This window comes from Sorangium sp. So ce406, assembly GCF_051474675.1.
Taxonomy (GTDB): domain Bacteria; phylum Myxococcota_A; class Polyangia; order Polyangiales; family Polyangiaceae; genus Sorangium; species Sorangium cellulosum_G.
The window spans coordinates 10,043,617-10,067,517 of record NZ_CP150340.1 but is presented as its reverse complement, the minus strand read 5'-3'; the positions used below and the strand labels follow the sequence as shown (position 1 = coordinate 10,067,517).

The following is a 23,901-nucleotide window of genomic DNA, read 5'->3' as shown; positions in this document are numbered from 1 at the left end:
GCAGCGCCTGGCGCCGCGCTCGCCGAGCGGCGCCGCTCGCTCGCGGCTGCCCCGCCCGACGCGCGCGTGGCCTGGGCTGTGCACGTGCACCGTCGCTGGGCCGGCTCTGCACGCGCATGGCGTCGATGGGCCCGGAAAACCTGCTCCGCAGCCTGTTCGACGAAGGGAGGCTCTCGTGAAACGCACGATCCGTGGTCCCAGCTTCCGCGCCGCCGCCTCCAGGCTCGGCGTGGCCTCGCTGATCGCCGCCGCCCTCGCCTCCGGATGCGGCGGCTCGCCGCCGCCTGCGGCCTCCGCGAAGGCGCCCGCGCGGCCCGCCCCGGCGGCGCGCGACGGGCAGGGGGCGCGGACGGTGGCCGTCGAGCAGCGCGAGCAACGCGAGGCGCAGCGCGCCTGGTGCGTGTACCTCGAGGAGCTCTACGAGCGGGCCTCCGAGCAGGCGAACGGCTGGCCGAAGTTCGAGGAATGCACCCAGCGGACGACGATGGCCTCGCCGAGGATGCTCCGCGCCACCTCGGAGTGCTCGCTGGCAGCGCTGCGGCGGTTCGAGGGCGATCCCTTCACCCCGGCCTACGCGGAGGAGGTGAGCCGCTGCGGCGCCGAGGCGATGACGGCCACCACGCTCCCCCGCTCCGATCTCGCGCCGTACATGGCCGTCCTCTGCGGCCGCCTCGCCGGCTGCGGAGACCTCGACTACGCCACGTGCCGGCAGAGCCTCGAGGACGGGCTCGGCCCGCAGCTCGAGCGGGCGATCGGCGCGATGAACAGCCGCGGCCGGCAAGAGGTGCGCGCCTGCTTCGGCAAGCTCGAGTGCGGCGGCGACCTCGGGCCTCAGATCTCCGCGTGCCTCGAGCCCATCATGGACGACCTCCTCTGGCTGCCGGGGTGAGCGGCCCGCCCCGCCCCGCGCGGCGATAGACCCGGACGCGGCGCCCAGCCGAGCGCGGCGGGCGACTCGAACGCGGCGTCAGCCCGAGCTGCCCGGCAGGCGGCAGCGCGCGATCAAGGGGACGTGATCCGACAGCCCGGCGAAATCGCCCTTGTGCCCGAACGGGTGCGTGCCCGTGAAGTCGAGCCACTGGAGCCGCTCGGACGAGTACACGTGGTCGAGGTGCATGCGGAGGTTCATGAAGCCGGCCGTCGGGAAGGAGCGCGCCTCGCTCTCGGAGAGGCAGCGCACCTTGGCGAACGCGTCCACGAAGCCGATCTCCTCGCGCAGGAAGCGGTCGACCGGCGAGCCCGGCAGCGAGTTGAAATCGCCGACCACGACGAAGTTGTCGCTCCGCCGCTCGCGGCGCACGAAGTCGGCGAGCACCCTGGCCTCCTCGAGCTGGTTCGGCCCGAACCCCATCCGCGCCTCGCCGGTCCAGAACTCGCGCGAGAACACGCTCGGCAGGCTGAGGTGCGTGTTGAACACATCGAAGCTCTGCCCGCTCTCGTGCTCGAACGACACGTGCGCGCAGATGCGCGTCTGCTTCAGGCTCTTGACCCTCCGCCGGTGGGTGATGTCCTGCGGGCGCTCCGCGTTGTGGTGCCCGATGCGGAACGTGTCGCGCGCGATCACCGCGAGCCCGGTCGTGTAGATGTTCGTCCGCGAGGTGAGCCGGTACGTGTGCGCGGGGAAGTAGTAGGCGACGTAGCGCTCGCGCCGCTCTCGCTGCGCCAGGGCCGCGTGCAGCTCGGTCATCAGGCGATCGAGCTGCGTCTCCTCGGGGTGCCACCGCCGGTTCATCGTCGAGGAGCGCAGCGACTGCGTCTCCACCTCCTGGAGGCACACGAGATCGGGCAGCGGCGACAGCCGCGCCAGCGTCGTCGCGATCCGCGTGATCGCGGCGCTGGTCGACGCGATGCCCCGCGTGCCGTGCCCGAAGTAGCGGACGTTATAGGTGATGATCCGGAGCGGCGTGGCGACGCCGTCCGGCGGCTCCGCGCTCTGGCGAGCGCCCGGCGCCGCGCTCGTGGAGGCGCGTCCGGGCGTCAGATCCTCGGGTGTTGGGCCGTTCGAACCAGGTGGGAGGCGCCGCTCGGTCATGTATCCTCTCGCCCATGGGCAAGAACATCATCGTTTCCGAGGATACCATTCGTGACCTGCTGGAAGCGCATGCCTCCCTCTCCGCCTGGTACTACGAGCTCTGGTCGGCGCTGCGCGTCGCGAAGGCCTCGGCGACCGCCCCGGATGATGCGGCCCGTGCAGCGTTTGTCGAGCGGATGGCCACGAGCTTCCCGGAGGTCGCCTCGATCGCCCGCTCCATCCGCGTACCACGGATGTTCGTCCCACCCCCGCCCGCGGTGAGCGTCCCCCCCGTCGCGACAGCAGAGGCCCTGGAAGAGGCCCCCACAGCGGTCGAGCCCGCTCCCGCCCGCCTCCGGGAGCTCCAGGCGCCCAGGAGCCAGCCGGGCGCGGACCTCGCCGACGAGCCCCCTCCCGCGCCCTCGCAGCCGGCGATCGTTCCTCCACCTCTGGTGGTCCCATCGACGGTGAAATACGACACCTAGCCTGCATCGAGCCGACTCGCGAGCTCAGCAATGAGCTGTATCGCGAGCCGCTCCCCGCGACGCTGGGACGCTGGTCAGCGAGCCGAGCCGAGAGGGCGCTTGCGCCGCGTCAGGAGCTGCTCGGCCTCGGCGGCTCCTGTCATGTCGAACCTGGGGTTCAGCTCCAGCGCGGCCCGCACGAGCCGCTCACCTTCCTTCAGGTCCCCGAGGGCGATGCGGATGGCCCCTGCGTGGTAGAGCAGGCGCGCATCGCGGGTGCCGAGCGCCAGCGCCCTGTCGCTCGCGGCGCGCGCGTCCTTCAGCTTGCCGGCGCGGTACAGGGCCCAGGCGTGCGCGTCCTCGGTGTAGATGTCGGCGCGCAGCGCGCGCTCCTCGGCGGCCAGCCGCAGCGCTTCCTCGCGCTCCAGGCCCTTGGTCGCGTAGAACAGCGCGAGCGTTCCGCGGTCCGACCGGCGCCCCGCGTCGACCACGCCGGCGTACGCCTGCGCCGCGCCGGCGTGATCGCCTGCGGCCTTCCTGGCGTCGCCGAGCAGCCACGCGGTCGTCGGCTCCGGGCTCTGCCGGTGGGCCCGCTCGAGGAGCTCGATCGCGCGCCCCCACGCGCCGCGGGCCAGCGCGACGCGCGCCCTGCCGGCGAGCGCAGGCGGATACTCGCCCACCGCGGCGAGCGCCCGCTCGAAGCCCCGGTCCGCGGCCTCGTGGTTGCCCTCGTGCCAGCGCATCGTGGCCGCCTGCGTCAGCGTCCACGCGAGCGCCTCGGGCTCGCGCGGGTCGCCCGCGCCGATCGCGAGGCCGACGAACCGCTGCGCGGTCGCCGCGTCGCCCTGGAGCCAGCGCAGGTGCGCGGCCCGCGCGTAGGACGGGAGGCCGGGCCGCAGATCGACCATCCGCTGCGCGGCCGCGGCCGCGGCCCGGAAGAGGCCGAGCTCCAGCGCGGCGTCGCTGAGGGTCCCGAGCGCGAGCGGGTCGGCCTCGTCCCGCGCGAGGAGCTGCGCGGCGAGGTCGCGCGCCTCGGCGAACCTGCGATCGTGGAGCAGCACGAGGCCGCGCAGGTTGAGCGACGCGCGATCGCCCTCCGCCAGCGCGAGCGCGATGTCCGCGCACGCGCCCGCGCGGCCGTGGAGCGACGGGTCGCCCGAGGCGCGCGCCTTTCTGATCCACGCGTAGCCCAGCGCGCTCCACAGGTCGGCGCCCCCGGGCGCCTCCTCGATCCGCCGCGACAGCGCCGCGATCTCGCGGTCCACGGCGCCTGCGCCCGCCGGGGCCGCGAGCGCGAGCCGGCGCGCGGCGTCGAGGCTCGACGGCCACGGCGCGGCGGTGGCGCGCGCGGTCGGCGACGGCGCGTTCGGCGACGGCGCGGCGGTGGCGCGCGCGGTCGGCGCGGGCGCGGCCGGGTCGGTCTCGGCGCGCGAGCGCTCCGTGCAGCCGGGGCTTCCGCTCAGGGCAGCGCAGGCGAAGAGACAACCCGTTCGTCGCAGCATCGGAGCGATGACCTCGTGGCGCGCTGGATCTCCGCCCGGGGCGCGCCGCGCTCCTCGCCGAGGCGTCGCGTGCGCGATCCGAGCGCGAAAGAGCTTGCCGCGTCGGTCTGCGCCGGCAAGCTCGCCGCACCAGCGCATCGCTCGAAGAACAGCAGCGCGCAGCGCGGAGGGGATCGCATTGCCTGTCTCGACGGATGGCGACCGCCTGCGGCGGCTCTGCGCCGCGGCGCTGGTGCTGCAGCTCGTCGCCGCGTGCGCGCGCGCGGAGCGAAGCTCGTCGGACGCCGGCGCGGCCGCGGCGTCCGGCGAGGATGCCGGCGCGACCGCGGCGGACGCCGGCGCCACCGTGGCATCCTCCCCGGCATCTGCCGGCGACGGCCGGGCCGGCGACGCGATCGCCCCCGTCTACCCGAAGGCCGACGGCGCCCCGGAGCCGCTCGCGGCGCGGCTGTGCGACGCGCTGCACGCGCTGCCCGCGCGGCGTAAGGCGGCGTGCTGCGGCGGCCGCGCGGGCTTCCACGCCGCGGCGGAGTGCGCGCGCGCGCTGAGCGCCGCGGCGCGCGCGAAGGCGGTGACGCTCGCGCCCGACGACGTCGGCCGCTGCGTCGAGGCCATGGAGCGATCGCTCGAGGGGTGCGACTGGGTCGCTCCGCTCGCCGCCCCGGTCCCGCCCGCGTGCGAGGGGATCGTGCGGGGCGCGCTCGGCGAGGGGGCGCGGTGCCGGTCGTCGCTCGAGTGCGTGGACGGGCTGCGCTGCGACGGCGCCGGCCCCACCGACGCGGGCATCTGCCGCGCGCCGCGCGCCGCGGGCCCCTGCGGCCACTCCGTCGACGCGCTGGCCGCGGTCACCCGCCAGACGCGCCACGCCGACGCGCACCCCGAGTGCCGCGGCCACTGCGCCGGGCGCGCGTGCGCAGATGACGTCCCGCTCGGCGGTCGCTGCGAGGCCCACGCCGCCTGCGGGCGGGACCGCCGCTGCGTCGACGGGCGCTGCAGCGATGCGCCGCTCCCTCCGGCCGGCGCCGCCTGCCTCGGCGGGCTCTGCGCGCCCGGCGCGCGCTGCGTGGACGGGCGCTGCGCGGCCCCGAAGGCCGAGGGCGAGGCCTGCGCGCGCGACGGCGAGTGCCGCGCAGCGTGCGTTCGTCCTGACGGGCGCGCGGTGGCCGCCGGCGGCGCGCCCGGCGTGTGCGGGAAGCGGTGCGCGGCGCCGTGACCGGCGGAGGGCGCGCCGCGCCCCCGCCGCGCCGCGCCCATCCAGCGCCTCAGGGCTTGAAATGGCCCTGCGTCGCGCCCTCCCAGGCCGTCGCCAGGTAGGGAAAGGCCGGGAGGAACCGCGCGTCGTTCGCGGCGACTCCGTCGCCCGCCGTCGCGCCGGCCGCGCCGGTCAGGATCAGCGTCAGCAGGGCATCCGTGACGTCGGTCTGCTCGTGATCCGCGCCGGCGACGAGCGCGCGTCCGTTCGGAAAGCCCGACGGCATGCCCAGATCGATCCGGAGCACGTCGCCCACGGTCTCGAGGTTGTGCCCCCCGAGGCTCGATGGCTTCAGGTTGAACGTGTCGATGAGGTCGGTCCGGCTCTGCTTCAGCGCCTCCGGATCGAAGGCGGCGAGCGGCTGGCCGGCCCGGTAGAGGCCCGCGAACTCGGCGTCGCGCACCAGGATCGGGTTCAGGAAGTAGGCCCCGAAGTTGGCGAGATCGTCGCGCGGGTGCGCGCGGTTGTACTTGTCCTTGTCCTGCAGGCCGATGATCCAGGTGTTGATGAGCGGCAGGCCGACCCGCGACACCTGGACCCAGGGACCGAGGCCGTCCTCCTTGCCGTTCGCGCGCAGGATCCGCACCTTGCGGCGGCTCGCCGAGGCCCAGATGCCGAGCGTCTGCTGGTCGCTCGGCCCCGGCGTCGGCTCCGACCCGCCGTTGACCACGGCGAGCGGGATCTCGAGCGCGAGCGTGTGGACGTTGTAGCCGGCGAGGTTGTCGCGCGCGACGCACGACGGGTTGGGCGCGGAGAGGAGCGGGCACAGCCCCGCGAGATCGAACCCGTGGCCGAGGTCCGCATAGAAGCCGTCGTCGCGCGGCCCGGCCCAGGCGCGCCCCTCGCCGCCGGCCATCTGCTTGAGGAACTTGGAGGACGTCGCGAAGGCCGGGTAGCCGCCGCCGGAGATCTGGTACGCGAGCTGGTTCGTCCTCCTCCCGATGTTCGGCGGCGCGACCGGCGCGTCGGTCAGGATGACGGTCGACGCGCCGCCCTCGACCTTCGTGATCGTGTACGTCTGCTCCGCGCCCGCGAGCTGCGAGAAGAACTCGTTGCCGCCGCTCGGCGCCGGCGTGAGCCCCGCCGGATCCGCCGCCCGGTACGGCGTCGTCGAGAACCGGAACTGGTACGTCAGCGCGTCCTCGAGGCTGGACGGCCCGCGCGCGATGTGCACCTCGTAGAGCACGTCGTCCGAGAAGCCGTGGAAGTTCGGCCCGCCGGCGGGCTCCTCGAGCGGGATGTAGCTCGCGAGGATGACGAGGCTCCCGCCTTGCACCCACGCGTACAGGTCGGTGTTGTCGGCGGCCGGGTCTCTCGCGATGGCCGGCGCCTCGCGGTGGCTCGACGCAGCAGCGAGGCCGGATGCGCTGAGCGCGACGCACGCCGCGAAGGCGGCGGCGGCGCGCGACGGTCGGTGGATCATGCGTGCGGGTCCTCCCATCGCTCCTCTGCGGCTCACTGGCTGAGCAGGAACACCGAGCCCTGCTCCTGGGCTCCGTCATCGACGAACGCATCGACGAACGCGAAGACGTCGGCCGCCTTCGCCCGGTGCAGCCCGCCGGGCTCGCCGTGGCGCGCCGCGCCGGTCGCCACCGTCGAGCGCGCCCCGGTCGCCACCTCGATCCGCACGACCTCCGCCGCGCCCCGGGTCGGGTCGCGCGTGAGCACGAGCAGCGTCGCGTCGTCGCGCGTGAGCGAAAGGCCGCACGGATAGCCGGCGCGGAGCCCGGTCGCGAACGGGCTCACGAAGCCGTCCTCGATCCTGAAGATGGTCGCCGCGCCGTCGGGGCTCGCGAGGGTGTCGCACACGAAGACGTCGCCCCCGCCGGCGACCGCGACGCCGCTCGGATCGACGAGCGGGCTCCCCTTTGCGATCGCGGAGGCCTCGCCGCCGCGCGACGGCAGGGCGAACACGCCGGGCTGGCCGTCCTCGCGATCGCGCCCGGAGAACACGAGCCGCTCCTCGCCGTCCGCGTCGCGGACCACCTCGAGGCCCCGCGCGTGGAGCCCTTCGCCGCCGCGGACCGGCGCGACGGCGCCGCCGGGCAGGTCGATCGCGAAGAGGGCGCCGGCGTCGTCGAGCGCCGAGCTGCCCGCGCCCGGATCGGCCACGAAGACGCGGCCGCCGTCCGCGCTCGCCGCGATCCCGAGCGGCGCGACCAGCGGCGGGCCGCCCGCGATCTCGGCCGCGCTCGCGCCGCCGCGCGCGCTGACCCGGAAGACGCCGGCCCTGCCGCCCGCGTCGACGCCGGTGAAGTACACGTACGCCGCGCCCGCGTCCGGCGTCGCGTCGAGCGCGATCGCCGGGGCGAGGGGCGTGATCGCATAGGAAGCGTCGCCCCCCGCGCCGCCCCCGCCGCCCGTCGTCCCGCCCGCCGCGGTGGCGCCGCCCGTACCGCTGGCGGAGGTCGCGGTCACGGTCTGTCCAGGCGCTTCCTTCGCGCGGCTGCAACCCGGGTTGCCCGCGGCGGCCGCGAGCGACGCGACAGCGCACAGCACACCGGCGCTTCGCCGGAAGTCGCCCCTGGCTTCCGTCATGCCTGCTCCTCCCCGGCGGCGCTCGCGCGGCCCGCGCGGCTCGCTCGCTGGCCGCGCCGGATGAGCCGAGCGCGCGCGCTGCGCCGGACGCGACCCGTTGTGCCATGGCCCTCCCGGATCGAGTAGGTCGCGGCCGCGCCTCGCGCGAAGAAAGCCGCGCGCATCCTGCCTCCCGTGTCCGGCGGAGCCCGCCGGCGCTCGGGCCCTGGAGCAGCGCCGCACGGCAGGGCCGGAAGACCTTCCCCCGTCGACCCGCCGACAGCCCCGTTTTATAAAGACATCCATGTTCGATGTCGCTCGGTCACTGTACGCACGGGCGCTGGAGGACATCCGCGCGGCGGGTCTCTACAAGGAAGAGCGGATCCTCGCGACGCCGCAGGGGCCCGCGATCCGCACCGAGGGCGGCGCCGAGGTCCTCAACTTCTGCGCGAACAACTACCTCGGCCTCTCGTCCAACCTGGCCGTCATCGCCGCCGCGAAGGAGGCGATCGACTCGCACGGCTTCGGCCTCTCGAGCGTCCGGTTCATCTGCGGCACGCAGGACCTACACCGGCGGCTGGAGTCCAGGATCGCCCGCTTCTTCGGTACCGAGGACGCGATCCTCTACTCGTCCTGCTTCGACGCGAACGGCGGTCTGTTCGAGACGCTCCTCGGCGAGGAGGACGCCGTCATCTCGGACGCGCTCAACCACGCCTCGATCATCGACGGCATCCGCCTGTGCAAGGCCGAGCGGCACCGTTACCCGAACGGGGACATGGCCGCGCTCGAGGACATCCTCCGCAAGACGTCCGGCAAGCGGCTCCGGCTCATCGCCACCGACGGCGTGTTCTCGATGGATGGATACCTGGCGAAGCTCGACACCATCTGCGATCTCGCCGACAAGTACCGCGCGATGGTGATGGTCGACGACTCGCACGCGACCGGGTTCATCGGCCCGACGGGGCGCGGGACCGCGGAGCTCTGCGGGGTCATGCACCGCGTCGACGTGATCACCTCCACCCTCGGCAAGGCCCTCGGCGGGGCGAGCGGCGGCTTCACGACCGGCCGGCAGGAGATCGTCGACCTGCTCCGGCAGCGATCGAGGCCGTACCTGTTCTCCAACACCCTCGCCCCCGCGATCGCCGGCGCCTCGATCGCCGTGTTCGACCTCATCGACGCGGAGCCCTCGCTGCGCGAGCGGGTGATGGAGAACGCGCGCCGGTTCCGGCAGGGGATGACGCAGGCCGGGTTCACCATCAAGCCGGGCGTCCACCCGATCGTGCCCATCATGCTGGGCGAGGCGCGGCTCGCGGGCGAGATGGCGAAGGCGCTGCTCGCCGAGGGCATCTACGTCATCGGCTTCTCGTACCCCGTCGTGCCGAAGGGCGAGGCCCGCATCCGGGTCCAGCTCTCCGCCGCGCACGAGCCCGCGCACGTCGATCAGGCGATCGACGCCTTCCGCAAGGTCGGCCGGCAGCTCGGCGTCGTCGGCTGATCGGATCAGTACCGGATGATCACCTTCGGGTGGCTCGAGATCGCCTCCTGGAAGGTCGCCGGATCGTAGTCCTCGAAGTCGAACACCGTCCCCTGGCCCCGGTTCAGGATGACCTCCCAGATGAGGTCGTGGATGTTCGGGTCGCGCGACTCGAGCAGGTGGCGCGTGATGTGCCACGTCTCGAAGATGCGGCGGCCGATCACGCTGTGCAGGCTGATGCCGTCCACGATGAGGCGATCGAAGTTCTCGATCACCGCGTCGCCGCTCTTCAGGCCGAAGAGGATGACGTCGCCCCCGCGCCGCGCCGCGTGGATCGCGTTGTTGACGCTGCTGTTCACGCCGCTCATCTCGAGCACCACGTCGACGCCGACGCCGTCGGTCAGCTTCCGCACGCGCTCCGTCAGCTCGGGATCGCTCGCGTGGGGACGCTCGGGGCTCGTCTGGTGCGGGCGCAGGACGACGTCGGCGCCCAGGCGGCGGGCCATCTCGGCATTCCGTTCCGCCGGCTCGACGCCGATGATGTAGATGGCCCCCATCGCGCGCGCGATCGCGACCGCGAACAGGCCGATGGTGCCGCAGCCGAAGATGGCCACGCGCTTGCCGCGGAGGTTCACCTTGGTGCACGCGTGCACGGCGTTGCCGAACGGCTCCTGCACCGCGGCGACCTCGGGCCGGATCCGGGCGATGTCGGTGCGCCACAGGTTCTTCGCGGGCAGCTTCACGAGCTCGGCGAAGCAGCCGTCCTCGCTGATCCCGATGATCTTGTCGTCGGCGCACACGTGGGTGTCGCCGATGCGGCACTGGTAGCAGGCGCCGCAGGCGATGTGGCTCTCGGTCGAGACGATGTCGCCGATCTCCAGCCCGAAGGTCCGGCGCGCGTCGGTCCCGAGGTCGACGACGCGGCCGAGCAGCTCGTGGCCGATCGTGCGCGTCACCTTCCGGTCGCGATCGAGCGACTTGAAGATCATGTCCTTGAACGCGCTGCGGAACCAGATGCCGCGATCGGAGCCGCAGAACCCCGTCATGATCGGCTTGATGAGGACGCTCGCGCGGTCGTGGTAGTCCTTGGCCTCGTCGATGGCCGGGCGCTCGACCTCATCCTTGGACAGCCCGACGGTGGACTCCCACGGTTGCTTCTCGCGGTTGTACGTCAGCGCCCACATCGCGTCGCTCATGCACCTGGCTCCTGTTCGGGGTTCGAGGCGCACCGAGCTGCCGCACGGGCGCCTCAGGCGCGTGTAGCGTGGCGCGTGAACGGGCGAGCGCCCATCAGAAAATTGCGCTCTCGCTGCTCACTTCTTCTCCAGCAGCTTCTTCAGCTCGATCTTGCGCCGCCCCGTGCCGCCGTCCGCCGCGCCCGCGTCGGCGCCTGCGCCCGTGCCGGTCGTCCCGGCATCGGCGCCTGCGCCCGTGCCGGTCGTCCCCGCGTCAGCGCCCGCGCCCGTGCCGGTCGTCCCGGCGTCGGCGCCTGCGCCCGTGCCGGTCGTTCCCGCGTCAGCGCCGGTCGCGGCCGGGGCGCCCGCGTCGCCGGCCTTGGGTGCAGGGGTCGCCTGACGCGCCTCGGCGTCGGTCGCGAGCGTCGCGCGGCTGTCGTTGGTCTTGAGCTCGATCCACCCCAGCGTGGGCTGGCCTCCGCTCTGGAAGGCGACGAGCATCCAGTCCTGGTAGCTCGCCTTGAGGTCGACGATCGCGCCGTTGTCGAGCCGCGCGAGCTCCTTCGATTTTGCGTCCGCCGCCTGGTAGACGGCGAACTGCTGCAGCAGGCGGCGGCGCCCCGGCTGGGGCTCCATGGTCGGGTACGTGGCCACGTACCCCGCGAGATCCTGCGTGGCCGGCTCCACCGGCGGGGGCGCCGAGGCCGAAGCCGAAGCCGCTGCGTTCGTCGTCGAGGCTTCCTCCCTGCTGCACCCCGCTCCGGCGAGCAAGCTGCCCGCGAGCACCAGGCTCCACATCTCGACCGTACGTGCCATCGTCTCCTCCGTCGCCTCGGGCCGGGGGACTCGCTACGTCGACCGCGAGGCGAGGGCACCGTACACGAGCACCACGGGGAGCGCACCCCGCGTGCGTGCTGGCCAACACAGGCTGCAGCGCAGCCGGTCCGCGCATGGCGAGCTGATCAGCTCATGGCGCGCCGGTCAGCTCATGGCGCGCCGGTCAGCGCGGGGCCCGCCGGTCAGCGCTTCGACGACGCGCGCGCGGGCGCCGGCGGCGGGGTCGTCTCGGAGACGGGCGGCCGCTCGCGCAGGCACTTGTCGAGGCCTTCCTGCAGGGCCGCCTCGTGGGCACCGGGGAGCTTCGGGCGGCCCATCACGTTCACGAAGAGCCGATCGTGCGCGAAGCCGCCGCCCGGCCCGAGGCTCATCCACACGAACATCGCGCGCCCCTTGATGTTCTCGAAGGGCACGCCGGCGCCGAGCTTGCCGCGCCACTCGCGCGAGTCGTGGCTGTTGTCGCGGTTGTCGCCCATCACCCACACCTCGTCGTTGGCCACCTTGAAGGGGCCGCGAGGCACGCCGCACACGCCGCCGCGACAGCTCAGGCCCGGCGTGCAGTCCTCGCTGTCGACGCACATCGTCTTGTCGGGGTTCGCGTCGTAGAGCGTGAAGTACGACCTGTCCCCGAGGTACTCGAGGAACAGCTCCGCCTGGCGCCCCTCGTAGCGGTACGGGCCGACGTGACAGTGGGGGACGAGCCAGCCGTTGAGGATCGGCCTGCCGTTGATCACCTCCAGCGTGTCGCCCGGGACGGCGATCACCCGCTTGATGAAGTCCTGCTCCTTGTTCTCGGGGAACTTGAACACCATCACGTCGCCGCGCGCCGGCGGCAGGCGGGAGAAGAGGCGCTGGTCGGTCCACGGGATGAGCGGGCCGTAGGTGAACTTGCTGACGAAGATGTGGTCGCCGACCATGAGGGTCGGGATCATCGAGCCGCTCGGGATCTTGAACGCCTCGACGACGAAGGCGCGCAGGATGAGCGCCACCGCGACGGCGATGCCGATCGACTCCGCGTACTCGCGCATCTCGCCCTTGCGCCAGCGGCCGAGGTGCTCGCCGACCACGCGATCGGCGCGGCTGTGGGCGGCGTCGAACTCGTCGGCGTCGAACGTCTCCGCGCTCATCGCGCGCTCGAGCGCCGCGATCGCCTGCGTCACCTGCTCGCGCTCGCCGCTCGTCAGCTCGCGCTCGACCTCGCGCTTGCGGCCGCGCAGGATCCGGTGGGCCTCCTCGAGGAGCGCGGCGGCGTCCTCGAAGCGGGCGCGCGCCTTCGGCGGGATGTCCCGGCGGCCGCCGACGCCGATCGCCGACGCGAACGGCAGATCGTGGCGGAACCGCCAGAGGATCATCGCGAAGATCGTGAAGAGCACGATGCCCGCCGGGATCTGCTGCTCGCCGACGAAGACGCGGAGCGGCTGGGTGCTGTCGCCCGGGGACGCCGGCGTGAGCAGCCAGACGTTCAGGACCGCGAGCGCGAACGGCACGAGGCAGATCCACACGAGGTGGAACAGGAAGCGCAGCAGCCGACCGTCCCTGCCTCCCGGCGGAGGAGCGCTGCCGGCCGAGCGCGGGTCCGCGCCGCCGGCCGGCTTGGCCGCGCTGACGCGGGGCTCCGGGTTCGCGCTCCCCCTCATCGAGGATCTGAACTCCGAGCTCGAGGGCCGATTGGCCGCGACCGACGGTACGCTCTGGGGTTGATCATCGGGGCGCGGCGGCAAGAGAGAGCTTATGTATACGTCGACCCCCGCCGCGGCAAGTGCGCAGGCGCGGGGGCCGATTCGCCGTCCGTCGCCGGCATCTACATTGTCCGCGCCGTCCGCGCGGCGTCGTCACGGCGCGTCCCCGATCTCGACCGCGTAGCTCACGAGGGCTGCCCGGTCGTCGCGGGCGTATGTCGTCGGCTGCGTCCGCCCAGCGGCGCTCGTGTTGTCGATGACCAGGTAGTACTGCCCCTCGGGCAGCGGCACCGTCCGCCGCCACGGGGCGCCCGAGTACACCGGCTCGTCCAGGAGCGGCGCCGCCACGAGCGGCGCCGGCGCGGGCTGCGTCAGGTACGCCTGGAGCCACTGCTCCCCGCTGCCTCGCGGCACGAGGATCACGTCCACGCCCGGCGCTCCATCGACGGCGATCGTGAGCGTCATCGCCTCGCCGCTGCCCGTGATCTCCAGCGGGCCGATGTAGTCGCGCTGGTCCTGGTGCACCTCGGTCCGCTCGTTCGCCAGGAGCAGCTTGCCGTTGTCGCGGCGCTGGTACGGGGCGCGGGGCCGCTGGCCCTTCTCGACGATGCCGAGCCCGAACTGCGCCGCGCCGTCGTCGTCGCGGATCACCGTGAAGCCGCGGGCGAGCTCGGTCTTCACGAGCTGCGCGCCGAGCGCGTTCGCGTACGCGCTGCCCTGCGCGAGCGACACCCCGCCGAGCGAGATCGCGGCGGGCTGCTCGATGAGCCTGGTCGTGAAGCTCGCGGCCGTGGTCGAGCGCTGACGGAAGTACACGTACATCGTGTCTCCATCCATCAGGAAGTCGTGCTCGTACTCGACCGCGGCGCTCGCGTCGAAGCTCATGCGCTTCGTCAGGTTCGTCCAGATGACGCCGCTCCCTCCGAACTGGAGGAAGAGGTTCCCGTTCGCGAGCTCCTGGGCGACGCACGAGCCCGGGTAGAACCGACCCGTCACCGGGTCGTCGTCGCGGAGGCGCAGCGGCACGCTCCGCTTCCGCATCTCGCTGCAGAGCTGGCTCGTCGCGAAGGACAGGATGGCCCTGCGGAGGGACAGGTTGCCCGGATCGTTGACGACGCCCGGCATGACGCCGAGCGCGCCCTGGCCGCACGCGCCGCACACCGTCCCGAGCAGGGAGAGGCCGAGCGCGAGGCCGAGCGCGCGCAGCGCGACGGTGCGGAAGAGCATGGGCGCAGCATAATCGAAACACCGGCGGATCGAGCGGCGCGCCGCGTCGCGCCGCGCGGGGCACGTCGCTTTCGGTCCGGCGCGCCGGTGGTGGTAGGGTCGCCGCCATGGCGAACGTCGCGGTGATCGGGGCCGGCGCGTGGGGCACGGCGCTGGCGAAGCTGCTGGCGGACAAGGGAAACCCCACCGCGCTGTGGGCGCACCAGGGGGAGCTCGCGGACCGGATCGGCGCCGAGCGGCAGAACCACCGGTACCTGCCGGGCGTCGAGCTGCCCGCGAGCCTGCGCGCGACGAGCGATCTCGAGGACGCGCTCCGCGGCGCGGAGCTCGCGCTCGTGGTCGTGCCGTCGCACGCGCTGCGCGAGGTGGTCCGCGAGGCCGGCCCCCACATCCCGCGCGGCGCGCTCGTCTGCAGCGCGACGAAGGGGATCGAGAACGACTCGCTGATGCTGATGAGCGAGGTGCTCGTCGACGAGCTCGGGCGCGACGCCGAGCCGCGGCTCACGTACCTGTCGGGCCCGAGCTTCGCGCGGGAGGTCGCGGCCGGCCAGCCGACCACGGTCGTGGTGGCGGGCAGGAGCGAGCGGGAGACGCACGCGGTGCAGCGGATGCTCGCGACCGATCGCTTCCGGGTCTACTCGTCCGACGACGTCGTGGGCGTGGAGGTGGGCGGCGCCCTCAAGAACGTCGTCGCCATCGCGGCCGGCATCTGCGACGGCCTCGGCCTTGGCCACAACGCGCGCGCCGGGCTCATCACGCGGGGCCTCGCGGAGATGGCCCGCATGGCGGCGGCCAAGGGCGCGAACCTGCTCACGCTGGCGGGGCTCTCCGGCATGGGCGACCTCGTGCTCACGTGCACGGGCGAGCTGTCGCGCAACCGCACCGTCGGGATCGAGATGGGCAGGGGACGGAAGCTCGACGAGATCCTCGCGGGCCTCGGCCACGTCGCCGAGGGGGTGAAGACGGCGAAGAGCGCGTACGAGCTCGCGAACAAGCTGGGCGTGAGCGCGCCGATCGCGGTCGAGGTGTACCGGATGCTCTACGAGGGAAAGCCGCCGCAGCAGGCCGTGGTCGACCTGATGACCCGCGCCCTGACGAAAGAGTGAGGCGCGGAGCCCGCTCGCGGGAAGGCGCTTTCTCGCGCGGCGCGCGCGCCGCGACTTTCGCGAGCGTGTAAAGTGGCGGCGCGATGAACACACGACCTCTCGTGAGTCTCCTCTCCGCGTTCCTCGTGTCGAGCGTCGGCTGGACAGCCTCGGCCCAGTACGGCGCGCCGCCCTATGGCGGCTCGTACGGGGGCCAGTACGGCGGCGCGTACGGCCAGCCCCCCGCGCCGTACGGCGGCTACGCGTACCCGCCGAGGAAGACCGAGCCGAAGTCGACGCCGCTCGAGGTCGGCTACCTCTACGCCACGTCCGTGGCCTACGGCGTCGGGACCGGCATCTGGTTCGACGCGCTCGTCGGCATCGACGACCCCGGCGTGCAGTTCATCGCGCCGGCGCTCCTCGGCGTCGCGGCGCCCGTGGGCGTCTATTTCCTCGACTCGCCGCCGATGCCGCGCGGCATGCCCTCCGCGATCGCCACGGGCATGGTGATCGGCGCGGGCGAGGGGCTCGGCATCGCCTCTTACCAGTACGTCTCCGCGCGGGAGGGCAAGGAGTGGGGCTTCCTCGGGCTCGCGACCGCCGAGGTGATCGGCTCCACCGTCGGCGGCGCGGCGGGCTGGGGGTTTTACTACCTGCTCCGGCCGAAGCCGCAGACCAACATGCTCCTCGCCTCGGCCGCGGTGTGGGGCTCGCTCATCGGCAGCGAGTTCGGGGCCGCCGCCAGCAATGGAAGCTGGAGCGAGTCGAACGACGCCATCTCGCTCGGCGGCCTGATCGGGTTCAACGTCGCGACCGCGGGCGCGGTCGGCCTGTCCATCGCCTGGACGCCCTCGTGGAACCAGCTCGCGTGGATGTGGGGCGGCCTCGGCATCGGCACGGTCGTGTCGTTGCCCATCTACCTCGCGTACATCGGCAGCGATCACGACCCGCGCCGCGGCCTCATCGCCCAGGGCGCGGCGGGCACCCTCGGCCTCGTGGCGGGCGCCCTGTTCCTCGGCTCACCGGACCGCAGCGGCGAGCTCGCCGCGGACGAGGAAGACCGCGGCCGCCCCGCGTTCGCGCGCGTGCTCGGCGGCAGCCTCGTACCCTACCGCGGCGGCATGGGCGCGGTCGTCCTCGGAGAGCTCTGGTAGCCGCGGCGCGCCGGGCAACACGGCTGCGTGGGGCCGCGGCGCGCCTGCTATGCTCCTCTCGATGCCGACCCTGAAGTATTTTGTCTCCGAGGGCGCGCCACGCCTGTACAGCGTCCACAAGCCCGTCACGACGATCGGCAAGGCGCTCGGAAACGACGTCGCGGTCACGGGGGCCGGGGTGCTGGAGCATCACGCGCAGATCGTGTTCGACGGTCGCGATTTCGTGCTCGAGGAGTGCGAGCGCGACGGCGAGATCGCGATCAACGGCAAGAAGAAGCGGCGCGCCCGCCTGGTGCACGGCGACCGGCTCCAGCTCGGCGCGGTCGAGATCGGGTTCTCGATGTTCGCCGAGGCGCCGACCGCCCAGGAGCGGCTGCCGGCGGGCGACGACGGGGCGGAGCGGCCCGCGTCGCCGCAGGTCTCCTCGGAGCTCGCCGGCGTCCGCAAGCTGTTCGCCTTCAGCGAGAAGCTCATCAACCGGCGCAGCGTCGACGAGCTCCTCGAGGCGATGCTCGACGACGTCATCGAGCTGACCCACGCCGACAAGGGGTTCCTGCTGCTCCTGGAGGGCGCGGAGGCGGCGGCCGACACGGCGGTGCGCGGCGGCGCGCCGGCCGCGCCGACGGCGGGCGGCGACCGCAAGCTCGCGGTGCGCGCGTCGCGCAACGTCCGCAAGGAGGCGATCACCGACGCGGCCGGGGGCATCTCGGACAGCATCGTGCGGCAGGTGATCGCCTCGGGCCGCCCCGTCATCGTCTCCGACGCGCTCGCCGACACGCTGTTCGGCCGGAGCGACAGCGTCATCGCGATGAAGCTCTCCAGCGTGATGTGCGCGCCGCTGCTGTCGCAGGGCCAGATCATCGGCGCGCTCTACGTCGGCAACGACAAGATCAAGCACCTCTTCGACCGCGCCCAGCTCGATCTGCTCAGCATCTTCGCGTCGCAGGCCTCGCTCATCCTCCAGAACGCGATGCTCCTGAACGCCCTCCGGGCCGACAAGGCGAAGCTCGTCGCCGAGCTGCACGACAAGAAATTCGGCGAGATCATCGGCGCCTGCCCGTCGATGGTCGAGGTGTTCCGCAAGCTCCAGAAGGTCGCGGCGACCGACATCAGCGTGCTCATCACCGGCGAGACGGGCACCGGCAAGGAGCTCATCGCGCGGGAGCTGCACCGGCGCAGCCAGCGCGAGGGCGGCCCGTTCATCACCATCAACTGCGGCGCGATCCCCGAGAACCTCATCGAGAGCGAGCTCTTCGGCCACGTGAAGGGCGCCTTCACCGGCGCCATCGCGAGCCGCCCGGGCAAGTTCCAGATCGCCGACAAGGGCACGCTGTTCCTCGACGAGATCGGCGAGCTCCCGCTGAACCTGCAGGTGAAGCTCCTCCGCGCCCTCCAGGAGCGCGTCGTCTTCCGCGTCGGCGACTCGAAGCCCGAGAAGGTCGACATCCGCATCGTCGCGGCCACGAACCGGAACCTCGAGGAGGAGATCCGCACCGGCAATTTCCGGGAGGACCTCTACTACCGCCTCAACGTCGTGAACCTGTGGCTCCCGCCGCTCCGCGACCGGGGCGACGACGTGCTGATCATCGCCAAGGTGCTGCTCTCGAAGTACGCGGATGAGCTCGGCAGCCCCGTGCGCGGCTTCAGCCCGGCCGCGCTCGCCGCCATCAAGAAGTACTCCTGGCCGGGCAACATCCGGCAGCTCGAGAACCGCATCAAGAAGGCGCTGGTCCTCTGCGATCAGGCGCTCCTCGCCGCGGAGGACCTCGACCTCGGCCCCGGCGCCGAGACGGCCATCATGCCGCTCGAGAAGGCGAAGGAGGAGTTCCAGCGGCGTTACGTGCTCGAGGCGCTCGAGCGCAACAACGGTAACCGCACGCAGACCGCCCGCGACCTCGGCGTCGACCCGCGCACCATCTTCCGCTACCTCGAGAAGGAGCAGAACCCGATGCCGAGCGGGGCCGGCGGCGTGGCCCGCGATCCGACCGAAGCGTGATGGAATACAACCCCCAAGGGCCCTTCGCAGACCCCTGTCCGACCAAGACCCGCGCCGATCTGGAGTGGGACCGCATCCTCGAGGCGCTCGCCGAGCGCTGCGCGTCGCGCGCCGGCAAGCGGCTCGCCCGGGCCCTGCCGTTCGCGTCCACGCGCGCCGAGGCGCTCACCATGCTCGCGGAGGTGCGCGAGGCGTTCGAGCTCGCCCGGGCCGGGGAGCCGCTGCCGTCGCGCGACGTCGCCGAGCTCGAGGACGCGCTCGACCGGGCGCGCATCGGCGCCTCGCTCGCGAACGAGGAGCTCCGCGCCGTGCTCGGCCTGCTCGAGGCCGCGCGCACCTCGCGCCAGTACCTGCAGAGCCGGCGGCAGATCGCGCCCACGCTCTTCGCCGCGTGCGCCACCAACCCGGAGCTCGACGCCGTCGCGCGCGAGCTCGCGGCGGCCTTCGATCCGGACGGCTCGCTCTCGGATCGCGCCTCGCCCCGCCTCGAGGCGCTCCGCGCCGAGCGGCGCGCCGTGCGCGATCGGCTCGTCCGCCGCCTCGAGGACCTGATCCAGAAGCACGAGGACATCCTCCAGGACCGCTACTGGACCGAGCGCGACGGGCGCTACGTGCTCCCGGTGCGCTCCGACGCGCACGAGCGCTTCCCCGGCATCGTCCACGCGACCAGCGCGAGCGGCGCCACCGTGTTCGTCGAGCCCCGGGTGCTCGTCGAGACGGGCAACCGGATGAAGATGGTCGACGCTGAGGTCGCGCGCGAGGAGCAGGCCATCTACGCGGCGCTCACCGCCCGCGTCGCCGAGGACATCGAGAGCGTCGCGGCCGCCGCCCGCGCGCTGGCCCACGCCGACGTGCGGGCCGCCGCAGCGCGCCTCGCGCGGGACCTCGACCTCACCTTCCCGGACGTCCCCGAGGACGCGTTCGCCGATCGCGGCGCCTCGGACGGCGCGCCGCGGCCGACCTCGATCGTCCTCAACGGCGGTCGCCACCCGCTCCTCGCGCTCGACGGCGTGAAGGTGGTCCCGAGCGATCTCGCGATGAGCGCGGGCCGCGCGATGATCGTCTCCGGCCCGAACGCCGGCGGCAAGACGGTGGCCCTGAAGACGCTCGGCCTCGCGGCGCTGATGGTCCGCGCCGGCCTGCCGATCGCCGCGCGCGAGGGCTCGCGCGTCGCGCTCTTCGACGTCGTGCTGACCGACGTCGGCGACGAGCAGAACCTCCACAAGAACCTGTCGACCTTCAGCGCCCACGTGCAGAACCTGGGGCAGATCCTCGGCGAGACGCGCCCCGGCGCCCTCGTCCTGCTCGACGAGCTCGCCGGCGGCACCGACCCGCGCGAGGGCGAGGCGCTCGCCGCGGCCGTGCTCGACTCGCTCTGCGCGCGCGGCGGCACCGTCGTCTGCACCACGCACTACGAGGGCCTCAAGGCGCTCGCGCTCGGCGACCCGCGCTTCGAGAACGCCTCGGTCGGCTTCGATCTCGCCACCATGGCCCCGACCTTCCGGCTCGTGATCGGCGTGCCCGGCGCCTCGAGCGCGCTCGCCGTCGCGCGGCGGTTCGGCATCCCCGGCGCCGTGCTCGAGCGGGCCGAGCGCTTCCTCACGAAGGAGGCGGTCACCTTCGAGCAGATGGTCGAGAAGCTCTCCGCCGAGCGCCGCGCGCTCGAGCTCGCGCGCGAGGACGCCGAGCGCGAAGCGGCCGCCGCCCGCGCGAAGCGGCGGGAGCTCGACAGTGAGATCGGGCGGCTCCGGGAGAAGGAGCGCGGCGTGATCACGCGCGAGGGCGAGGCGCTGCTCGCGAGCCTCCGGCGCGCGCGCGAGGACCTCAAGGCGGCGCAGTCGCGCCTGCGCGGCAAGCCCAGCGAGGAGGACGTGCGGGCGGCCGCGCGCGTCATGGACGCGGTGGGGCAGAAGACGTCGATCGGCGGCGAGCTCGAGCTGCGCCCGAAGGACGAGCCGCCGGCGCGCCCGGCCGTCGATCCGGCCGCGATCCGCGTCGGCAGCCGCGTCTACGTGCCCCGCCTGCGGGCCGAGGCCGAGGTGGTCGAGGTCCTCTCAGGCGGCCAGCTCCGGGTCGCCGCCGGCGCGCTCAAGCTCACGACCTCGATCGCCGAGCTGCGCGGCACCGGCGCGCCGCCGCCCGCCGCGGCGCCGCCGCAGCGCCGCGTCGACCTCGACGCCGCGGCCGATCCGGACGTCCCGATCCAGACGGCGGACAACACCGTCGATCTCCGCGGCCTGCGCGCACACGAGGCGGTCGCGATGGCCGAGCAGTTCCTCGACCGCTCGCTCGGCGCGGGCCGCAGGGTCACGTTCTTCGTCCACGGGCACGGCACGGGCGCACTGCGCGACGCCGTCCGCGAGGCGCTACGCGCGAGCCCCTACGTGGCGCGCCTCCGCCCGGGCGGCCCCAGCGAGGGCGGCGACGGCGTCACGGTCGCGTGGCTGAAGTGGTGAGCGCGCGCGCTGCGCGCGCCGACGCTCAGCGCGCTCAGCGATCCCGATCGACGCGGCCGAGGTTCTCGGCGACCCGGTCGAGCACGCCGTTCACGAAGGCGCCGCTCTCCTCGCTGCCGTAGCGCTTGGCGAGCTCCACCGCCTCATCGAGGATGACCGCGCGCGGCACCTCCGGGTGGTTCATGAGCTCCCACGCGCCGAGCCGGAGGACGTTCCGGTCGACGCGCGCCATCCGCTCGAGGCGCCAGTTCGTGCTCGCCTTGCGGATCGCCTCGTCCACGGCCGCGAGGTCCTTCGCGACGCCGAGCACCACCTCGTCCGCGTAGGCGCGCCCCTCCGGATCACCCGGCGTCTCGCGCCAGAACGTCGCGACCACGCGCGGCGCCGAGTTCCCGCCAGCTTCCACCGCGAACAGCATCTGCAAGGCCGCTTCGCGGCCGGTCGAGCGCGCACCCATCTCTCACAACCTTCGTCTACAGGCCAGCAGCGTCCAGCGACGCACCGAGCGCGAGCATCTCGATCGCGCTGACGGCGGCCTCCCACCCCTTATTGCCATGCTTCGTGCCCGCCCGCTCGACCGCCTGCTCGATCGAGTCGGTCGTCAGCACCCCGAACGTGACCGGCACCCCGGTCTGGAGCGACACGGTCGCGATCCCCTTCGTGACCTCGGCCGCCACGTAGTCGAAATGAGGCGTCGAGCCCCGGATCACGGCGCCCAGCGTGATGATCGCGTCGACGCTCTTCTTGTGCGCGATCCTCCCAACGATGGTGGGCATCTCCCACGCGCCCGGGACGCGCACGATCGACGTCCGCTCCAGCGCGCCGCCGTGCCGCGCGATGGCGTCGAGCGCGCCCTCGACCAGGCGGTCGACGATGAAGTGGTTGAAGCGGCTCGCCACGACCGCGAAGCGCGCCCCCGGCGGGACCACCAGGTTGCCCTCGATCACCCTCGCCTGTGCCTGCCCGACCGCCTGCTCTGCCATCCGCCGTTCCTCTCTCCTGCCGCGCGGGGTGCGCGGTCGCTGCGCCCGCGATCGCGTGCGAGCGTATTTTTACATGCGCACGCGCGCGTCTGCGCGCCCGCGCGTCAGGCTTCGCCCTTCATCGACACGAGCGGCACCCGCTCGGCGACGGTGAGCCCGAACCCGGTGATCCCCGCGATCTTCGGCTGGCTGTTCGTGAGCAGCCGGATCTGGTGCACGCCGAGGTCCGCCAGGACCTGCGCGCCGAGGCCGAACTCCCGCAGCGTCCACGGCTGCTGCGTCTTCACCACGGGGCTGCTGTCGTCGGCGCCTGGGCCCTTCAGCAGCTCCAGCTCGCGGCTCAGGTCCCCTCGCGAGGGGATGTACACGACCACGCCGACGCCGGCGCTCTCGATCGCGAGGAGCGCCTCGCGCAGGTTCGTGCCGCCGTCGAAGGGCGTCGAGCTGAAGAGATCCGCGATCGTCGAGCCCGAGTGCACGCGGCAGAGGATGGGATCCTGCGTCGCGACGGCGCCCCTCGTCAGCGCGAGGAACTGCCTCGGCTCGTTGATGACCTCGTAGACATAGGCGGTCCACTCCGTGCCCGTGAGGTCGAGGCGCAGCGACCGCTCGCTCACGCGGCGGACCAGCCGCTCGGTCTGGAGCCGGTACTGGATGAGGTCCGCGACCGTCACGATCAGCAGGCCGTGCTTCGCGGCGAACACCTCGAGGTCCGGCATGCGGGCCATGCTGCCGTCGTCGTTCATGATCTCGCAGATCACGCCCGCGGGCCGCAGCCCGGCGAGCCGCGCGAGGTCCACGGACCCCTCGGTCTGCCCCGTCCGCACGAGCACGCCCCCGCGGCGCGCTTTCAGCGGGAAGACGTGCCCCGGCGTGACGAGATCCTCGGGCCTGGCGTCGCGCGCGCTCGCGACCCGGATCGTGTGCGCCCGATCGGCGGCGCTGATCCCGGTCGTCACCCCGGCGCGCGCCTCGATGCTCACGGTGAAGGCGGTGCCGAGCGGCGGCCCGTTCCGGCCCGGCGCCGACATCATCGGCAGCTCGAGGCGCGCGACCTGCTCCTCGTCGAGGGCGAGGCAGATGAGGCCGCGCCCGTGCATCGCCATGAAGTTGATCGCCTCGGGGGTCACCGCCTCCGCCGCCATGCAGAGGTCGCCCTCGTTCTCGCGATCCTCGTCGTCGACCAGGATCACCATCTTGCCCGCGCGGATGTGGTCCAGCGCGGTGTTGACCCGGTCGAGCACCGCCTTGTCGATGGTCAGCCGGTGAGGCATCGGACCCCCGGAGATCATGTCCTGGTCGAGCTTGCCGCTCGAGGCTGACAGAGCCTCACCAGAATCCCCCCGCGCGCAGCTTTGCGAGGAGTCGTTCGTCGTGATCCGCATTCTCTCCCGTATTTCCACGCTCGCCGTCGCGCTGGACCGGAGCGTCGCCGTCGCGCGTCTCCGTGCTGGAGAGGCTCCGCAGGCCAGCGAGCGACGCGACCTCGAGCGTTCGCGCCACGTAGCGCGCGAGCACGTCAACTTCAAGGTTGACGGTCGCGCCCGGACGCAGCTCGCCGAGGAGCGTCCGCTCGATGGTGTGCGGGACCAGCATCACCTCGAACCACGTCTCCGCAGAGCTCGCCGCGGACACGGCGTTGAGCGTGAGGCTCGCGCCGTCGATGGCGATCGAGCCCTTCGGAGCCAGGAACCGCGCGAGCTCGGCCGGCGCGCTCACCGCGAGGCGGATCGCGTCGCCCGATCGCGCCTGCTCCTTCACGCGGCCGAGCCCGTCGACGTGCCCCAGGACCACGTGCCCGCCCATGCGCGCGCCGAGCGGCGTCGCCCGCTCGAGGTGGACGCGCGCGCCGACCTGCAGCGCGCCGAGCGTGGTGCGGCCGAGGGTCTCCGAGGACATGTCGCACTCGAAGCCGCCGGGCGCGATGCGGTCGACGGTGAGGCAGGCGCCGTTGACGCTCACGGACTCGCCGAGCGTCAGCGGCCCGAGGCTCGCCTCGATGAGCGCGCGGGCCACGGGGCCGCCGCTGCGGCGGCGGAGGACCCCGATCGTCTCGACAAGCCCGGTGAACATCGCCGAAGCCCCTCTG

The 23,901-nt window shown here is 73.2% G+C and carries 20 protein-coding genes; 8 read left to right on the top strand and 12 right to left on the bottom strand.

The window, feature by feature from the left end:
• The first annotated feature begins 175 nt into the window (after positions 1-175).
• Positions 176-889: a hypothetical protein gene (locus WME96_RS37710; protein ID WP_437286407.1), complete on the top strand. Its 714-nt coding sequence runs from the start codon at positions 176-178 to the stop codon at positions 887-889.
• 78 nt (positions 890-967) lie between these two features.
• Here WME96_RS37710 and WME96_RS37705 read toward each other — a convergent pair whose 3' ends face one another.
• Positions 968-2,032: an endonuclease/exonuclease/phosphatase family protein gene (locus WME96_RS37705; protein ID WP_437286406.1), complete on the bottom strand. Its 1,065-nt coding sequence runs from the start codon at positions 2,030-2,032 to the stop codon at positions 968-970.
• A gap of 14 nt (positions 2,033-2,046) precedes the next feature.
• Here WME96_RS37705 and WME96_RS37700 point away from each other — a divergent pair, with 14 nt between their 5' ends.
• Complete coding sequence (locus WME96_RS37700) at positions 2,047-2,496, top strand: hypothetical protein (RefSeq protein WP_437286405.1); 450 nt, start codon at positions 2,047-2,049, stop codon at positions 2,494-2,496.
• Positions 2,497-2,570: 74 nt separating this feature from the next.
• Here WME96_RS37700 and WME96_RS37695 read toward each other — a convergent pair whose 3' ends face one another.
• Positions 2,571-3,977 (bottom strand): hypothetical protein, encoded by a 1,407-nt coding sequence (locus WME96_RS37695; RefSeq protein WP_437286404.1) that lies wholly within the window; start codon positions 3,975-3,977, stop codon positions 2,571-2,573.
• A 178-nt stretch (positions 3,978-4,155) separates the two neighbouring features.
• Here WME96_RS37695 and WME96_RS37690 point away from each other — a divergent pair, with 178 nt between their 5' ends.
• On the top strand, positions 4,156-5,190 hold the full coding sequence (locus WME96_RS37690; RefSeq protein WP_437286403.1) for a hypothetical protein: 1,035 nt from the start codon (positions 4,156-4,158) through the stop codon (positions 5,188-5,190).
• Between the two features lie 49 nt (positions 5,191-5,239).
• Here the strand turns inward: WME96_RS37690 and WME96_RS37685 are convergent, their stop codons facing one another.
• Both WME96_RS37685 and WME96_RS37680 read right to left on the bottom strand, forming a co-directional pair.
• On the bottom strand, positions 5,240-6,652 hold the full coding sequence (locus WME96_RS37685; protein WP_437286402.1) for a DUF4331 domain-containing protein: 1,413 nt from the start codon (positions 6,650-6,652) through the stop codon (positions 5,240-5,242).
• Between the two features lie 32 nt (positions 6,653-6,684).
• Positions 6,685-7,767 (bottom strand): hypothetical protein, encoded by a 1,083-nt coding sequence (locus WME96_RS37680; RefSeq protein WP_437286401.1) that lies wholly within the window; start codon positions 7,765-7,767, stop codon positions 6,685-6,687.
• Positions 7,768-8,050: 283 nt separating this feature from the next.
• Here WME96_RS37680 and kbl point away from each other — a divergent pair, with 283 nt between their 5' ends.
• Positions 8,051-9,241, top strand: a complete 1,191-nt coding sequence (kbl, locus tag WME96_RS37675; protein WP_437286400.1) for a glycine C-acetyltransferase — start codon at positions 8,051-8,053, stop codon at positions 9,239-9,241.
• A 5-nt stretch (positions 9,242-9,246) separates the two neighbouring features.
• Here kbl and WME96_RS37670 read toward each other — a convergent pair whose 3' ends face one another.
• The 4 genes from WME96_RS37670 to WME96_RS37655 form a co-directional block, all read right to left on the bottom strand.
• Positions 9,247-10,416 carry a zinc-binding dehydrogenase gene (locus tag WME96_RS37670; RefSeq protein WP_437286399.1) on the bottom strand — a complete coding sequence of 390 codons (1,170 nt, stop codon included), beginning with the start codon at positions 10,414-10,416 and terminating at the stop codon, positions 9,247-9,249.
• Between the two features lie 117 nt (positions 10,417-10,533).
• Complete coding sequence (locus tag WME96_RS37665; RefSeq protein ID WP_437286398.1) at positions 10,534-11,211, bottom strand: hypothetical protein; 678 nt, start codon at positions 11,209-11,211, stop codon at positions 10,534-10,536.
• 203 nt (positions 11,212-11,414) lie between these two features.
• Positions 11,415-12,869, bottom strand: coding sequence for a signal peptidase I (gene lepB, locus WME96_RS37660; RefSeq protein WP_437286397.1), 1,455 nt, complete (start codon positions 12,867-12,869; stop codon positions 11,415-11,417).
• Between the two features lie 195 nt (positions 12,870-13,064).
• Positions 13,065-14,138 (bottom strand): hypothetical protein, encoded by a 1,074-nt coding sequence (locus tag WME96_RS37655; protein ID WP_437286396.1) that lies wholly within the window; start codon positions 14,136-14,138, stop codon positions 13,065-13,067.
• A gap of 107 nt (positions 14,139-14,245) precedes the next feature.
• On the opposite strand from WME96_RS37655, the gene WME96_RS37650 reads away from it, so the two are divergent.
• From WME96_RS37650 to WME96_RS37635, 4 genes are all read left to right on the top strand, one after another.
• A complete protein-coding gene (locus WME96_RS37650; protein ID WP_433929623.1) occupies positions 14,246-15,244 on the top strand; it encodes an NAD(P)H-dependent glycerol-3-phosphate dehydrogenase in 999 nt (332 codons plus the stop codon).
• Positions 15,245-15,327: 83 nt separating this feature from the next.
• Positions 15,328-16,377, top strand: a complete 1,050-nt coding sequence (locus WME96_RS37645) for a hypothetical protein (protein WP_437286395.1) — start codon at positions 15,328-15,330, stop codon at positions 16,375-16,377.
• Between the two features lie 49 nt (positions 16,378-16,426).
• Positions 16,427-18,373 carry a sigma 54-interacting transcriptional regulator gene (locus WME96_RS37640; protein WP_437286394.1) on the top strand — a complete coding sequence of 649 codons (1,947 nt, stop codon included), beginning with the start codon at positions 16,427-16,429 and terminating at the stop codon, positions 18,371-18,373.
• Positions 18,373-20,829 carry an endonuclease MutS2 gene (locus tag WME96_RS37635; RefSeq protein ID WP_437286393.1) on the top strand — a complete coding sequence of 819 codons (2,457 nt, stop codon included), beginning with the start codon at positions 18,373-18,375 and terminating at the stop codon, positions 20,827-20,829. Before WME96_RS37640 ends, WME96_RS37635 begins: the two co-directional genes overlap by 1 nt.
• A 34-nt stretch (positions 20,830-20,863) precedes the next feature.
• Here the strand turns inward: WME96_RS37635 and nusB are convergent, their stop codons facing one another.
• The 4 genes from nusB to WME96_RS37615 form a co-directional block, all read right to left on the bottom strand.
• The gene (gene nusB, locus WME96_RS37630; protein ID WP_061608535.1) at positions 20,864-21,286 is read right to left on the bottom strand and encodes a transcription antitermination factor NusB; all 423 of its coding nucleotides are present in this window, start codon (positions 21,284-21,286) and stop codon (positions 20,864-20,866) included.
• Between the two features lie 16 nt (positions 21,287-21,302).
• Positions 21,303-21,812 (bottom strand): 6,7-dimethyl-8-ribityllumazine synthase, encoded by a 510-nt coding sequence (gene ribH / locus WME96_RS37625; protein WP_437286392.1) that lies wholly within the window; start codon positions 21,810-21,812, stop codon positions 21,303-21,305.
• 104 nt (positions 21,813-21,916) lie between these two features.
• Positions 21,917-23,104, bottom strand: coding sequence for a 3,4-dihydroxy-2-butanone-4-phosphate synthase (gene ribB, locus WME96_RS37620; RefSeq protein WP_437286391.1), 1,188 nt, complete (start codon positions 23,102-23,104; stop codon positions 21,917-21,919).
• Between the two features lie 37 nt (positions 23,105-23,141).
• On the bottom strand, positions 23,142-23,885 hold the full coding sequence (locus WME96_RS37615; RefSeq protein ID WP_437286390.1) for a riboflavin synthase: 744 nt from the start codon (positions 23,883-23,885) through the stop codon (positions 23,142-23,144).
• Positions 23,886-23,901: the final 16 nt, after the last annotated feature.

Excerpts from the sequence above, each read along its gene's own strand:
- WME96_RS37705 (WP_437286406.1), bottom strand. The coding sequence starts at position 2,032 with ATGACCGAGCGGCGCCTCCCACCTGGTTCGAACGGCCCAACACCCGAG.
- WME96_RS37700 (WP_437286405.1), top strand. The coding sequence starts at position 2,047 with ATGGGCAAGAACATCATCGTTTCCGAGGATACCATTCGTGACCTGCTG.
- WME96_RS37695 (WP_437286404.1), bottom strand. The coding sequence starts at position 3,977 with ATGCTGCGACGAACGGGTTGTCTCTTCGCCTGCGCTGCCCTGAGCGGA.
- WME96_RS37685 (WP_437286402.1), bottom strand. The coding sequence starts at position 6,652 with ATGATCCACCGACCGTCGCGCGCCGCCGCCGCCTTCGCGGCGTGCGTC.
- WME96_RS37680 (WP_437286401.1), bottom strand. The coding sequence starts at position 7,767 with ATGACGGAAGCCAGGGGCGACTTCCGGCGAAGCGCCGGTGTGCTGTGC.
- kbl (WP_437286400.1), top strand. The coding sequence starts at position 8,051 with ATGTTCGATGTCGCTCGGTCACTGTACGCACGGGCGCTGGAGGACATC.
- WME96_RS37670 (WP_437286399.1), bottom strand. The coding sequence starts at position 10,416 with ATGAGCGACGCGATGTGGGCGCTGACGTACAACCGCGAGAAGCAACCG.
- WME96_RS37665 (WP_437286398.1), bottom strand. The coding sequence starts at position 11,211 with ATGGCACGTACGGTCGAGATGTGGAGCCTGGTGCTCGCGGGCAGCTTG.
- lepB (WP_437286397.1), bottom strand. The coding sequence starts at position 12,869 with ATGAGGGGGAGCGCGAACCCGGAGCCCCGCGTCAGCGCGGCCAAGCCG.
- WME96_RS37655 (WP_437286396.1), bottom strand. The coding sequence starts at position 14,138 with ATGCTCTTCCGCACCGTCGCGCTGCGCGCGCTCGGCCTCGCGCTCGGC.
- WME96_RS37650 (WP_433929623.1), top strand. The coding sequence starts at position 14,246 with ATGGCGAACGTCGCGGTGATCGGGGCCGGCGCGTGGGGCACGGCGCTG.
- WME96_RS37645 (WP_437286395.1), top strand. The coding sequence starts at position 15,328 with ATGAACACACGACCTCTCGTGAGTCTCCTCTCCGCGTTCCTCGTGTCG.
- WME96_RS37640 (WP_437286394.1), top strand. The coding sequence starts at position 16,427 with ATGCTCCTCTCGATGCCGACCCTGAAGTATTTTGTCTCCGAGGGCGCG.
- WME96_RS37635 (WP_437286393.1), top strand. The coding sequence starts at position 18,373 with ATGGAATACAACCCCCAAGGGCCCTTCGCAGACCCCTGTCCGACCAAG.
- nusB (WP_061608535.1), bottom strand. The coding sequence starts at position 21,286 with ATGGGTGCGCGCTCGACCGGCCGCGAAGCGGCCTTGCAGATGCTGTTC.
- ribH (WP_437286392.1), bottom strand. The coding sequence starts at position 21,812 with ATGGCAGAGCAGGCGGTCGGGCAGGCACAGGCGAGGGTGATCGAGGGC.
- ribB (WP_437286391.1), bottom strand. The coding sequence starts at position 23,104 with ATGATCTCCGGGGGTCCGATGCCTCACCGGCTGACCATCGACAAGGCG.
- WME96_RS37615 (WP_437286390.1), bottom strand. The coding sequence starts at position 23,885 with ATGTTCACCGGGCTTGTCGAGACGATCGGGGTCCTCCGCCGCCGCAGC.